This window comes from Limnohabitans sp. 2KL-3 (assembly GCF_001269405.1).
Lineage (GTDB): Bacteria > Pseudomonadota > Gammaproteobacteria > Burkholderiales > Burkholderiaceae_C > Limnohabitans_A.
The window spans coordinates 39,152-55,088 of the sequence record NZ_CXON01000024.1 but is presented as its reverse complement, the minus strand read 5'-3'; the positions used below and the strand labels follow the sequence as shown (position 1 = coordinate 55,088).

Sequence of the window (15,937 nt, the reverse complement as noted above, 5' to 3'; positions counted from 1 at the left end):
TGCCGATGGTGATGTGGTGCTGGATGCTGAATCGAACGTGCCCACCTCCATTGGTGCCGTGTCTCTTGGTCAGGCCATGGTGGGCTCCTTGCCTGCCACCAATATTGGGTCAGACGTAGACTACTTTCAGCAAAAATTCACGTCTGACATCTCCACCAGCACGGCCTTGCGCATCAGCATTCAAGGCACAGCGAACAGCACTTATACATGGGGTAATCTGTATGTGCAGTTCTTCGCCCAAGGCACATCTGATGTCCTGACCTTCAAAGACCTCGGCAACAACAGCGCTATCAATCAGTTCAGTGCCTCTTTTGGTCCGGGCTCATCCAGCAGCTGGATCGTCAACCCCCAGTACTGGGGCAATAATTCAGAATTTTTGGGAATGGCGCAGCGAGCCGACGTTGTGGTGTCGGGAAACGCGTATGGCTCAACACTGGGTGACCTGACCGGTTATTCGATACGTGTAGACCGTGTGTTGTACGGCACCACAGGATCTGACACCTTGCTTGGTGACGGACTCGCCGGCTACATTGATGCCCGTGACGGCAACGATTCGGTCACTGGCAGTGCAGCTGACGAAGAGATTGTGGGCGGACTTGGCAACGATACCCTGTCTGGCGGCGGTGGCAATGACCGCCTGATCGATTGGCAGGGCGTGAACGTGCTCAATGGTGGCGTGGGTGATGACCTCATCGACGTGTCAGGCAGCGCAGCGCCCACCGCCACCATCAATGGTGGCGAGGGTGTGGATATCCTGAAGATTGCCAGCGACACCAACTGGGCGGGCTTGACGGTCACCGGGGTAGAAGTGCTGGACGCAAGCAACGGCCGCACCAGTCTGACAGCAGAGCAGGTGATCGCCATGGGCTTCACCACGGCGCAAAACATCACCTTCCGCCTGAACCCAAGCCTGGCCGCTGGTGGCACGCTCGATGTCAGCCCTCTGTCGGGTGCCATCAACCTGCGAGGCACCAACCAGAGTGACTCACTGATCGGCAATTTGGGCAACAACACCATCTATCTGGCCTCTGATGAGAATGTTGGTGCAGGTGTTGGGGTTGATACCGTCATTGCCGGTGCAGGTGATGACAAGATAGTTCTTCAGACACAAAGTTATCGTAATTGGTCTCAGTTCTTTACGGATGTCGATGTTTCAAATCGCACGTATTCCATCAGAGGCAACTTCGATGGCGGAACTGGCAGCGACAAGCTCGAGCTGAATTTCTATGACATCCATTACGTTTACCACGCTTGGGGTGGTTACTTCTACCAATCCAGTTGGATGCTGGACCTCTCTGGCCTCACTCTGGCCGGCATCGAGAGCTTGGCCCTGCTTGGAGACACACAAGGCAATGGGTACCCCAAAGAAGTCGTGCTGAACTCAACCCAGATTGCAGGCCTATCCAACACCAGTGGCTTGACTGCAGTAGCCATCGTTGGCGGTGGCCTGATCGATCTCGCCCATCTGGCTGCTATTGGTATCAAAGCCTGGCGAATTGGCGATGTAGCCGACTACACGCTGACGGGTACTGGTTTGGCTGACTCGGTCACCGTGAGCGCTGGTGTCATCACCCTCAATTTGGGGGGTGGCAACGATGAGATCGTGATTGACAGCAAGTCCCTGGTCATGGACAAGATTGATGGTGGTTCTGGTACAGACACTCTGACCATTCGAGGCAGCGACGTTGATCTGTCAGGTGCCTTACTTTCCAACATAGAAGCCATTCAGGTTTCAGCTCAGTCATTGTCCATGACGCAGGAGCAGTGGCAGGCCTTGGGTGCTATGGTCACCCGAGTGACGGGTGCCAACACGCGGTACATTTTGTCGGTGACTACACCGGGCACCAGTTCAATTACGGAGGACGCTCTGTATGTTGGTCTGACGGGCTCTACAGGCGATGATGTGCTGGTTGGCAATGCAGGTGACAACATCCTGGTCGGAGGCGAGGGGAATGATGTCTTGACCGGCAACGCCGGCAATGACCGTTTGGTGACCGGTGCTGGCCTTGACACGCTGGACGGCGGCGAGGGCAACGACACCTTGGTGGTCACTGGCAAAACCACGGTGCGCGATCAGTTCAGTGGCGGTGCTGGTGTTGACACGCTGATGGTCTCCGATGGTCAGAACCTCAGTGCTGCAACACTGTCTGGTCTTGAGGTCCTCAAAGGCAGCGGTACGGTCTCGATGACCCAAGCTCAACTTGATGGTTTCGATACCCTTGATGGGATTACGGTCCAAGTGACCGACAAAATTCAGTATGTTCAAGTAGGCAGCCAAACCAAGCTTAATGGTGCAAACATTCTGTTTGGTGGAGTTGGCGATCAAGTCTTGATCGGCGGGGCTGGAAACGACACGGTCGATGGGGGGGCGGGTTACAACACCTACCGCGTCACGGGCAGTGCAGACGCGTTTTTCTGGTCGGTAAATACCCAAGGGCAAATCAAGCTGACCGATGCGGTGGTTGATCCGCAAGACCCCATTGATGGCAGCGATGAAGGTGTTGACACCTTGCGTAACATCCAGGCCATTGAGTACATGCGTCCGGATGGCACGATCGAGTCCACTTTTCAGCTGGACGATCACGGCAACGCGGCAGATTCCGGTAATTTCCAAATCCAATACGGCGTATGGATGAACGGCCGTGCCAACTACTATGGTGATGAGGACTGGTTCAAGCTCAACACAGTGGCGGGACAAAGGGTTGTCTTGTCTGGGGCCAATGGCACAACAGGGGGTTATTTAACGGACCAGTTTGGTAACGGTGGCAGCCTCCAAGGCGATACCAGTTACATACAGGGGAACGGCAATTACACCTTGACGTGGGAGACCACGGGCACCAGCGATGTTCACTTTTGGACAGGAGATATTTCCCCCTCTAGTCCCATGGCCTCTAGGGGTTACAGTTTCATCCTGCGCCGCGAGCTGACGGGTACCGACAATGCCGATCAACTGGTGGCCGGTGCCGACTACGAACGCCTGATTGGCGGCATGGGAGACGACACACTGACTGGGTCGGACCGTCTCGATGTGCTTCTCGGTGGCGATGGCAACGACCTGCTGACGGGTGGCAAGGGCAATGATGAGATTGATGGCGGCTCGGGCATATCCAACACAGCCATCTTCAGCGGCAACAAGGCCGACTACACGGTGACTTGGACGGGTGGCAATTTGGGTATGCGCCTGGCGGACAACGTTGCCGGTCGCGACGGCATCGACAACCTGAGCAACGTGCAGATTCTGCGGTTTGCCGATGGTGATGTGGTGCTGGATGCTGAATCGAACGTGCCCACCTCCATTGGTGCCGTGTCTCTTGGTCAGGCCATGGTGGGCTCCTTGCCTGCCACCAATATTGGGTCAGACGTAGACTACTTTCAGCAAAAATTCACGTCTGACATCTCCACCAGCACGGCCTTGCGCATCAGCATTCAAGGCACAGCGAACAGCACTTATACATGGGGTAATCTGTATGTGCAGTTCTTCGCCCAAGGCACTTCCGATGTCCTGACCTTCAAAGACCTCGGCAACAACAGCGCTATCAATCAGTTCAGTGCCTCTTTTGGTCCGGGCTCATCCAGCAGCTGGATCGTCAACCCCCAGTACTGGGGCAATAATTCAGAATTTTTGGGAATGGCGCAGCGAGCCGACGTTGTGGTGTCGGGAAACGCGTATGGCTCAACACTGGGTGACCTGACCGGTTATTCGATACGTGTAGACCGTGTGTTGTACGGCACCACAGGATCTGACACCTTGCTTGGTGACGGACTCGCCGGCTACATTGATGCCCGTGACGGCAACGATGTGGTAACGGGCAGTTCGCTGGATGAGGAAATTGTTGGCGGTGCTGGTGATGACACCTTGTTGGGCGGTGCCGGCAATGATCGGCTTGTCGACGCATCGGGCAGCAATGTTTTGGACGGTGGCGATGGAGACGATCTGATTGATGTCTCTGCCAGCTCAACGCCCAAAGCCAACGTCAAAGGTGGCAGCGGCACGGACACGTTGAAGGTCACCGGCGACACCAACTGGTCGGGCCTTACCGTGAACGGTGTGGAGGTGCTGGACGCAAGCAACGGCCGCACCAGTCTGACACCCGATCAGGTGATCGCCATGGGCTTCACCACGGCGCAAAACATCACCTTCCGCCTGAACCCGACATTAGACGCTGGTGGGACGCTTGATGTCAGCGCCCTTTCTGGTTCAATCAACCTGCGAGGCACCAATCAGAGTGACACACTCGTAGGCAACGCTGGTAACAACTTCATTTACTTGCAGTCGGATGAAAACACAGGACCAGGAGTCGCTGTTGACAAGGTGCTGGCCGGAGGTGGGGATGACAGGATCATATGGCGCACCAAACAGTCTCAACAAAGCAGTCAATTTTTCAGTAGTGTTGATTCGTCGTCTCGCACATACAAGCTTCTTGGCGATTTCGATGGAGGCTTGGGGAATGACAAGCTTCTATTGGATTTCAATGAGAGTTATTGGTACCACCCTTGGGGTAACACATGGGACCAGCCGGCAAGCCCTCCATGGAATTTAGACCTCTCTCAACTCAAACTGAGCAATATTGAAGAGTTGGAAGTAACAGGCACCAATTCCAATCGATTTTGGGCTTTCCCTAGCGAGCTTATCCTGTCCGCGCAGCAGTTGGCTTCGCTGAGTTCTACTGTGGGCTTAGGCGCGGTTTCAATCGTTGGCGGAGGCCTGATCGATCTCGTGCATCTGGCTGAGATCGGCATCAACGTTTGGCGTGTTGGCGATGGCGCCGACTACACGCTGACGGGCACCGGTTTGGCTGACTCGGTCACCGTGAGCGCTGGCAAGATCACCTTGAACCTAGGGGATGGCAACGATGAAATCGTGATTGACAGCAAGTCGCTTGTTAGTGATGTGATCGATGGTGGGGCTGGTACCGACATCCTGACCGTTCGCGGAATTGATGTTGACTTGTCTGAGGCGACTCTCTCTAACATTGAGGCCATCAAAGTCACTGCGCAGTCCTTGTCCATGACGGAAGCCCAGTGGCAGGCCCTGGGTGGTTTGGTCAGTCGTGTTGGCGGTGCCAATACCAGTTTTATTTTGTCCGTCACCACGCCGGGCATCAGCAGTTTGGCGGCAGATGCACCCTACGTGGGTCTGACCGGTTCGTCGGGCAACGACGTGTTGGTCGGTAACGATCTTGACAACATCCTGGTAGGAGGTGCCGGCAATGACGTCTTGACCGGCAACGCAGGCAATGACCGCTTGGTGACCGGTGCAGGCGTTGACACGCTGGACGGCGGCGAGGGCAACGACACCTTGGTGGTCACTGGCAAAACCATGGTTCGCGATCAGTTCAGCGGTGGTGCAGGCGTTGACACGATGGTGGTGTTGGATGGGCAAAACTTCACTGCCGCGAACATTTCTGGCGTCGAATTGCTCAAAGGCAGCGGTACGGTCACCATGACGGCCGATCAGCTTGCCGCTTTCTCAGAAATTCAGGGCGTCGCAGTCCAGATCAGCGGAACCGCCACACAATGGACCATGGGCAGTACCAAGCTGGGTGTCGGCGCGGCCATTTTGCTGCCGTCGGCAGACCCCTTGCTTGCTGCGGTAAGCGGCGCAGTCATCGGCAGCAAGGGCGACGACACCCTCATCGGTGGCAGCCAAGGTGATCTGCTCATGGGTGGCCGCGGAAACGACAGGTTGAGTGGCGGGGCTGGCAATGACACCCTCATTGGCGGCAGCGGTTTTGATCGCTTGGTGGGCGATACAGGGGATGATCGGTTTCTTGTTGAAGCGAACGAGTTCAGCAGCGCGTCATCCCAAAGCATTTTGGTAACGGGTTCGCAAGGAAATTCTGAATACTTCGGTGGTGGTGACCGCGTCATTTACGCTGATGCCATGGATGGTGGTGCCGGTAACGACACTCTGAAGGTTGATTTTGGAACTAGCGGTTACGCCGCTTTTGTTCTCAATGCAGGTTTGGCAGTCAATGTTGAAAATTTCCAGTTTAATTTCATACGCGAGGGTGTGTTGGTGGCCATGGATGCCTCGACATTCAAAGGATTTTCCAGTGTAGTTGCACGTTACGATGATCCCTACTTCGGTGACCCCCGTGCTCGCTACGCAAGCTTGGGTATTTTGGGGAATCGAGAAGATCTTAGCCTTGCCAGCATTGCCGCCGATTCCAATTTACGAGAAATTGTTTTGAAAGGCACGTTCCTAAAGATTGATGCAAGCACTTTCTCGACAGGGCCACAAACCTGGGGTAGCAATTGGCATGCAACAGCTGACTTTAATGGTATCAAGGTTTCATCTTTTGATGAAATCAAACTAAGTGATGGCAATGATGGTTTGGTTATCTCGGGTGACACCAGCTTTTATGTTAACGCCGGTGCAGGTGACGACAAAATAAAGCTCAACGTTTATGGTTCGCTAGCGGCAACCCTGGATGGTGGCACCGGGAACGATACGTTGGACTTGAGTGGTGCAGGTTTCCTTGATCTGAGTAACTCTACCATCACCAACTTCGAGACCATTCTGCATGGTTCGTCAACTCTGGTGGTGACGCAAGCTCAGTTGGACAGTCTTAGCTTTGATGGTTCAGGTGCCAAGTACACCAAGGTGGGCAATGCCATCGTGGGCACATCCGGGAACGACGTTTACATCGGGTCTGGCACCGGTGCCTTCCAGGGCGGTAAAGGCGATGATTACATCAACTATGTCAATACTGCAGTGTTTACGGGCAACAGTGTGGACTATGACTATCGCCGTGACGGGGCTAGCTTGATTATTCAACAGTCTCGCGGATCTTTGAGCGACGGAAAGGACAACTTGCAAGGTGTGATGAACCTGCAGTTTGCAGACACCACCATCAGAATCGACGATCACCCGGACTTTTACGGCCACTTCAGCAATGTCGTTATGGGCGACAATTCAAGTGGATTGATCGTTGCAGAATACGACAAACGCATGTCGGCCAAAAAGGACTACGACAGCGATGTTGACGTTTTTTCCTCCACCTTAGCGCCCAATTCGCCTTTGGCCATTGAAGCATCCACATTGAATGCCAGTTCGTGGACATACGTTTTTTATGATGCCAAAACCGGCGGTCAGCTTTCATTCAAAAGCATGGTGTATGGCTGGGAATCCGGCGCGTTTTACAACGGGATGTCCGCTGAAGCTAAGTGGTTGCCTATGCTCAATGGCAAGGCTTACGAGGGCGGCAATGTTGTCATCAGTGCCAACATTGGTGGTGGCATTCAGGACTATGCTTTCACCTTGAAGTACCTGGACGATTATGCAGGTTCGGTGGACACCCTTGGGCAGATGAACGCACAGACAGGGGTGATCAAGGGTTATGTGGGTGACATCAACGACGCCGACTGGATCCGCACCGACCTGATCGCAGGCACCAAATATGAGTTTAATCTCACCGGACTTTCATCGGGCGGTGGGTCCTTGGTAGACCCCAAATTGCAACTCCGGGATTCGGCGGGCAGGCCCATTGAGTCAGGCATTGATCTGGTCAGCAACGCCACAGGAAATGACGATGTGCTGATTTTCCGACCATCGGTGTCGGGCAGCTATTACCTGGCCGTGAGCGATGTGGCTGGGCAGAACAAAGGGTCTTGGACCTTGACACAGCAAAGCCTGGACACCATTGCTGGCAACCTGTCCACCACAGAGCGCATTGATTGGTCGGGGGGCAACACCTTCACGGTCAACAGCGAGATCAACGTGCTCACCGACCACGATTGGTTCAAGGTTTGGCTGGACAAGGGGATTACCTATAACTTCCGTGCTCTGGGCGCTTCCAACGGCGGTACGCTGGCCGATCCTCAGATTTCTCTTCGATCTGCCACGGGTATTTTGCTGGCGCAAGACGACAACAGTGGCGGCGCAACAGACGCCAAGCTGGTTTTTTCTGCACCTGACTCTGGCTGGTATTACCTGGATGCCGGCGCTTCTGGAAACGCCAGCAAAGGCACCTACATCCTCAAGGGCGCTACGCTGGCCGACGACTTCTCCAACGACGTGTTCACCACAGGTTTGGTCCAGCCCGGAACCCCGCTGCAAGGCTTGGTGTCTTACATCGGTGACACCGACTGGGTGAAGGTGGGCCTGTCCAAAGGCGTGACCTACGTGATTGACCTGGTCGGCGACATGAGCGACAACGCCCAATTGGACCCGCTGCTTGACCCCTTGCTGACCATACGCGACGCCAACGGCAACTTCATCGCCCGTTATGACGATTTTGGCGGAAGCCTGAATGCCAGGGCCTACTTCACCCCGAAAGAGAACGGCCTGTATTTCCTGGAAGCCAAGAGTGCGTTCAAGTACGACATTGGCGCGTGGAAGCTGAGTGTCTCGCAAGCGCCCGCCGATGATTTTGCGTCCTCGATGGATGCCTCGGCCGCTTCTTTGACTCTGGGGTCGGCGCAGGCTGGCGCAATCGGCATTCCGGGTGACCGGGATGTGTTCAAAGTTACGCTGGAGACGGGCCGTGTTTATGAGCTGAGCGTCAACGGCATGGCAGGGAATGCCGGTACATTGGTCGACCCGTATCTGCGCATCTTTGACAGCGCTGGGCGCCTGGTTGACTTCAACAACAATGGCGGCGCGGGCAATGACGCGAGCATGTACTTTGCGCCCGCCAGCAGCGGCGTTTACTACATTGAGGCTTCTAGCAACCTCGACAGGGGCATGGGCACCTACAACGTCTTGGTGGCCCAGCGCGACCTGCCTGTGGACGATGTACCCAACAACCTCAGCACCCAGGTGATGTTGAACCCGGGTGACAGCTTCAGCGGCCATCTGCTCACCCAGAACGACCAGGACTGGTTTGGCATCAATCTCACTGTAGGCAAGGACTATGTGTTCCGTCTTCAGGCCTCGCACAGTGGCAACGGTTCGCTGAATGATCCGCTGCTGGAAATTCGTGCCGCCGATGGCACGCTGCTCAAGAGCGTGGACAACATGCTGATCGGTAATGAGCCGGCCACAGTCTTCACACCTACTGCCAATGGCACTTATTACCTGGTGGTGAAGGCGGCCGACGGGCAGACCGATACGGGCACTTACAAGCTGGTGACCCGTGCGCCGGACGACTATTCCAATACCAAAGTGGATGCTAAGGCGCTTGCGCTGAACACGACCCTGGAGGGGGCCATCCAATGGTCCGACGGTGCCTTCGGCGTGCGTGCCTACGACTCCGTGGGCTTGGCAACCGACATCGATGAAGACTGGTTCAAGTTCGATGCACTGGCAGACCAGGTTTTGTCGGTCAAGGTCGACATCGCACCCGGCTCGGCCTTGAGCCGCCCCATGGTCGAAGTGGTCGACAGCCAGGGTCGCAGCATGGCTATTGGCGATGGCTTGGAAACCAACAACGGTCTGGCTGTCGCCAGCTTCAAGGCCGCCACCGCGGGCACTTACTACGCGAGGGTGATCGATGGTGCGGGTGCCACGGGTGCTTATCGGATCACTTTGGCCGCTGGCGATTTGTCTGACGAAGATGCATCAGGGGCGGTGGCCTTGGATTTCTCCACTTTGGGGGCGATCGTGCGTGCAGAAACCACTGCCCGAATCGGCTTGGCGGGGGACAACGACACATTTACCGTGACCTTGCAGGAGGGTCACAAATACCGCATCGAGACGCTGCCTGTGCGTGATGGGACGCATGCGCCCTTGGCTTCAGCGCAACTGGCACTGAACTGGCAACCGCAGGGTGGTGGTGCCGCAGAGATGGTCATGGTTGACAAAGCAACTGGCATGCCCTCTTTCTACGACAGCACGCTGTTCAGCGCGGTCAGCAGCGGAACACTCACCCTGAACGTTTCGCCATTGGACAGCACCCACACGGGTCAGTACAAGGTGCGGGTCATTGATCTCGGTGTGGCCTTGCCCGATGACCGCCCCGATGTGGTTGGCAACTATGTGGATGGGCTGCATGGCGTTTTGGCCGCCAATGAGAATATTCAAGGGCGCATAGACAGCGAAGGCGAAAAAGACCTGTTTGCCATCAACCTGACTGCGGGCAACGTCTATGACTTCTCGGTCAAGAGCTTTGCCGATAGTCTGGGTACTTTGGCGCAGGCCGAATTGCGTCTGCTCGACAGCAATGGTCAATTGGTCACCGTGGGAACGCTGAATGCCGTGACGGGCAGAACGGATCTGTCTGTGTCAGTGTTTTCCGATGGTCGCTATTACTTGCAGGTGAGTGGCGCTGATTTGCCGGGTAATGTGGGGACCTACAGTCTGGACACACGCCTGCGGGGCGAGGTGTCTTTCGTCGATGACATCAGTGCCGACACCCGTTCGGGGGTCACTGCTGCTCCTGGCCAGCCAGCAACCGGCACCATCAACGACCCCAGCGATCATGACTGGATCAAGGTGGTTCTGGAAGCGGGCAAGGTCTATGTGCTGGATGTGCTGGCCGCAGGCAACGGGGCCGGTGGCACGTTGAAAGATGCCACGCTGCGCCTGTTGGACGCGCAAGGTCTTGTTTTGGCTGTTGACGATAACAGCGGAGCCGCGTTGGATGCGCACTTGCAATTCAGCGCAACGGCCATGGGCGACTATTACCTGGATGTGGGCAGCAATGGCGGTGAAATGGGCAGTTACACCGTGCGAGTGCGAGAACTCTACAGTGGCGAGGCAGACCCTTTGCGAGCCGCACAGTGGTACCTCTCCGCAGCGGGCATTGACAAGCTCAATGGCCAAATCACAGGTGCAGGCATCAAGGTGGGGGTGGTGGACGAAGGCATCGATACATCGCACCCCGACTTGCAAAACCAGCTTGATTTCTCCCTGGCCTATGACACCCAGTTCGACACAATTGACGGAACTCCCAAGTATCCGATGTTGATTGGACTGCCCCCGGACGACCATGGCACGCTTGTGGCTGGCATCATCGCAGCCCAGGCCAACAACGAGACAGGGATAGTTGGTGTTGCACCCGACGCAGAGTTGGTGTCGACACGCGTTAAATGGTCTTGGGATCAGATCACGCAAGCCCTAGGGCTGCAGTGGCAGTTTGACGTCAGCAACAACAGCTGGGGTGCCACCACCCCCTTCAGCGACAACTTCAATAGCACCGCCTTGACGTTTGCCTGGCAAGCGTTGCGAACCGGTGTAGAAGATGGGCGTAATGGTTTGGGGACGGTGTTCGTGTTCGCGGCGGGCAACAGTGCTGCCTATGGTGAAGACACCAATTACCACAACTTCCAGAACGCACGCGAAGTGGTCACCGTGGGTGCTGCCAATGCCGATGGCAGCATGGCTGGCTTTTCTACGCCGGGTGCCAGTGTGCTGGTCAGCTCCTATGGGGTGGGCATGATCACCACCGACCGACATCAACCAGGCTGGGGTGCGAATAAATTTGGCAACTACGCCGATTTTTCGGGTACATCTGCCTCAGCGCCCATGGTGTCGGGCATTGTGGCCCTGATGCTGGAAGCCAACCCCGGTTTGGGCTACCGGGACGTGCAAGAAATTCTGGTTTATTCCGCCACCCACCCGGATAACCAGGACTGGAAAACCAACGGTGCATCCAACTACAACCTGGGTGGCTTGCGTTACAACGACAAGGCCGGCTTTGGCTTGGTGGATGCCTACACGGCTGTGCGCCTGGCATCCACCTGGACCGATGTCAGCACATCGGTCAACGAGGTGAGTGCGTCGGCTCGCCAGTTCGGCATGATGCAGGCGATTCCAGATGGCACCGGTTCGGTCTACACCAAGACCTTCACCATCGATGGTGCCATCAAAGTTGAGCACGTGGAATTGGGTGTGGATCTGCGCCACACCCGGTTGGGTGACATGGTCATCGAGTTGACCTCGCCCAACGGCACGGTATCAACCCTGATGAACCGCCCAACCGTGAATGCCGAGCAACCTTTCGGTCTCTATGGCGCTGACAGTGGTGTGCCGACCCATTTACTGTGGGACTTCTCGAGCGTGCAGTTTTGGGGTGAGGAGGCCTCTGGTACCTGGACAGTCACCATCAAAGACGTTCGTGCAGAGGAAACCGGCTTGTTGCACAGCTTGTCGTTGCGTGTCTACGGCGAGCGTGACGTGGGTAACGATACCTACATCTTCACTGAAGAAGGCTTCGAAGGCGCGGGAACACGTGTTTTGACCGATGAGGCGGGTGTGGACACCATCAATGCATCGCCCATGTGGCATGACATGTATGTGAACCTTGACCTTGGCTTGGTCGCCTCCAAAGGGGTGACCTACGGCATTGCCGACTGGACCGTGATCGAACACGCTATCACAGGTAGCGGGCATGACCGACTGGATGGCAACGACCAGGATAACCGTCTCAACGGCATGGAGGGCAACGACACCCTGACAGGGGGTGCAGGCAATGACACGGTCATTGGCGGTGCCGGCTCTGACGTGGCTTACTACACAGGGGCGTTGGCCGAATACAACGTTTCATGGGACCCAACGACATGCACCATTGTTGTTGTGGACAACAAGATTACCGATGGGAATGACGGCTCCGACACCCTGACAGGCATCGAACGCATTGTTTTCAGCGATGGCGAGATCAGTCTGGGTGCGATGGTCGGCAACCGGGTGCCTGTGGCCAACACCACCTTCTTTGACGCACCGGTTTTCATGAAGGCTGGTGCAGGTATTGAATACGCCATCCCCGACAACGCCTTCACCGATGCCGACGGTACCAGTGGCACCGCTTTGCTGTTCGAGGTGTCTGACGCGTCGGGGGCTGAGCTGCCAAACTGGCTCATTTTTGATCCCGTCACCAAGACCCTATCGGGTGTACCACCGGAAAACTATCAGGGTCAGATAGCCCTGTTGGTCAAGGCGATTGATGAGTTCGGTGATTCGACATCGGACATCCTGACCCTGCAGTTTGGTGACAACCAGGCGCCGGTGTTGGCCGCATCGTCGGAGTTGGTGTTGACCGAGGACGCAGGTTTGGTTTTGATAGGGTTAGCAGCACCATACGACCCAGAAGGTAAAGTGGTCACGATCACACTGCTGGATATACCAGTGATGGGTGCTGTGCTGGACAAAAACGGCAACCAACTGGCTGTTGGTGCCACGTTGACGGCAGACGAGCTGACCGAACTCCACTACCAGACCCGGCAAGATGCCTTCGGCGATGCCGGCTATTTGCGTTACCAGGCGGTGGACGCAGATGGGGTGATCTCGCAGTCTTCAGTCCACATTTTTGTCGATCCGGTCAACGATGCGCCGCGCTTTGCAACCCCCTCTGGCAAGTTGACCATCCAATACCCTCAGCAGTCGACAGTGTCCTTGGACATGTTGGTGCCCAGCGATCCCGAGTCGACCCTGAGCACCGTTCGGATTGTCGGCCTGCCTGAGATGGGGTTGGTGACCTTGGATTTGCAGCCAGTGCGCCTGGATCAAGTGTTGACATTGGACCAACTGCAAAGACTCAGCTTCACGTTGAGCGAAAACGTCAATGGACCCGTGGGCGCTGTCACCATTCAGGCCATTGACCCACAAGGGCTGGCGACGAACTGGAGTCTGAACCTGGAAATTCAAGGCGATGCAGTTTCCAATAGTGGCACACAAGGAAACGACACCCTTTACGGCAGTATTGCAAACGATACGCTGTATGGGTTGGCTGGCAATGATGTGCTGGTGGCCAATGCGGGTGACGATCGGTTGCTGGGCGGACTGGGCAACGACACCTTGTTCGGCGGCAGTGGAAAGGACTATCTGGACGGCTCCAGCGGCAATGACTACCTGGATGGTGGCACAGGCAATGACACCTTAAACGGCGGGCCAGGCAACGACACATATTTTGTGGATTCGGCCGCAGACATGGTCATGGAGGTCATTTCTGGTGGTGCTGGCGGCGTTGATTTGATCATCACTTCAGTCAGCATGACCGCACCCTCCAATGTGGAAAATTTGCAAGCAGCCGCAATCGCTGCGGGCGTCGTGCACCTCACTGGCAATGCACTGGATAACTTCCTTTTTGGTAACGACCAAGACAACCAGCTGAACGGTGGGGCGGGCCGCGACACTATTGTCGGTGCTGCAGGCAATGACACCCTGGATGGGGGTACAGGTGTTGACCGATTGGTGGGCGGTGCAGGCAACGATTTGTACATCGTTGACTCCCGGTTTGACATTCTGGTTGAACTGGCTGGTGAAGGTATGGATACCGTCAGAGCCTATTCCAGCTTCACCATCGGCTCCAATATTGAGACCCTCATTCTGGAGGAGGGGGGAGACTACTCGGCAGGGGGAAATTCCTTGAACAACCACCTGATCGGAAACTCCGGGAACAACGTATTGGCCGGTGGCATGGGGCGTGACACTCTGGAAGGTGGGCTTGGCGACGACACTTACGTGTTGACCGATACATTGGACAGCATCATTGATACTGGTGGTAGTGACACGATTCGTTCTACGCTGGATGTTTACCTGTCAGCAGGAATAGAAAACATTGAACTGGTTGGGTTTACCGATGTGGCTGCGATTGGAAATGGCGCAGACAATCGATTGATGGGAAATATCGGCAATAACATCCTGGATGGTATGGGCGGTGTGGATACGCTTACCGGCGGCACCGGAGACGACCAGTTCATCATTGCTTACAACGGGCCAGGCATGGCCGCAGATACCGTGACTGATTTTGTCAGCGGTAGTGACCTGCTGATCATTGATCTGACATCTTTCGGTATCGATGTTGTGGGCTTGGGGCTGGAATCCTCTGGATTGGTGTCTGCCGATTCATTTGTCAAAGGTGCGGGCGTGCGTCCCCTTGATCCCAATGATCACTACCTGTTGGACACTGCGATGGGAACGCTCTCATTTGATCCGGATGGGTCAGGAGCCTTGTCAAGTGTTGTGTTCTTGTCCCTTCCAGGCCTTCAAGCGCCCACATTGACGCACACCGATCTGTATGTCGTGGTTTAAATTGTTGAGGTGCTTTCATGCTTCTTCGTGTTGATGCACCTGACCTGTCCCAAGTTTCAATAGGCGAAGGCCTATTGTGGCTTGTTGAGTCCTATGGTTTCTCCCAGGACGGACAATCCGTATTGGTGCGAGCCACTTACACGGATTCAGCTGATCTTGTGCCTGGTACGCTGCACTATGCAATGTGGGTGTACGACCTTGGAACCCAGAGCTATACCCAATGCTTGAATGCTGTTTACTCGGGCGCAAGTGCGCCCGCAAGCACTTTCGAGGTACTCAGTGCAACGTTTGCGAGGAGTGGCAGTTCTGACCTGATTTTGCTGGAGACAGCGCCACGGGGCGGCGACCAGACACAATCGAGTTTGGCGTTGGTGGTCGGCGGTAACCTGACGGAGTCCAACCTCCTCGCCAGTGTGCTGGGACTGACCGAGTCGATACCCATTGAAAAGTCTTTGATCACGGCAGATGGCCGCTTTTTGGTCATACAGACCGATAGTGCGGTTCTAGCCGCAGAAGGTTCTCCAGATACCAATAGCACCAGCGACATTTATTTGATCGATTTACTCACCACGAAAATTGAACGCGTCAGTTTTGTGGGCGGAGCGGAGGTGTTCGCTGCGGTGCAATTGGGCAGCGTGATTGTGGTGGGCAATCAAGTCAAAGTTGCTTTCAGCACCACAGGAGCTTTTTCTTCAAACGATACAAATGGATCAGCGTCTACGCCCGATGGGCAGCGGGATGGATACGTCTGGACACAAGGTTTTGATCCTCAAGGCCTTCAGGGATCCGGAGCCATTGAACTGGTCTCAAAAGCGATCGACGGTAAGGCCTCTGGATTCGTGTCTGAGTCGTCAGTGCTTGTAACGACTGCGGGTGTTTTTTTTGATAGCCAGGCAGATAATTTGATCGTCGGCGACGCAAACAATGCATCGGATGTTTTCTTTCGAAGCATCGCCAGTTCAATCTCTAGAGTTCAACCAGAAGGGGTTGGGGAGATTGTGTCTGGAGCCACCTTGGCTGGAG

At 55.6% G+C, this 15,937-nt stretch carries 1 protein-coding gene; it reads left to right on the top strand.

Annotated features, from left to right (window positions below; genetic code table 11):
- Window positions 1-37: 37 nt before the first annotated feature.
- The gene (locus tag AMM41_RS22315; RefSeq protein ID WP_228769368.1) at window positions 38-14,914 is read left to right on the top strand and encodes a S8 family serine peptidase; all 14,877 of its coding nucleotides are present in this window, start codon (window positions 38-40) and stop codon (window positions 14,912-14,914) included.
- Window positions 14,915-15,937 lie beyond the last annotated feature (1,023 nt).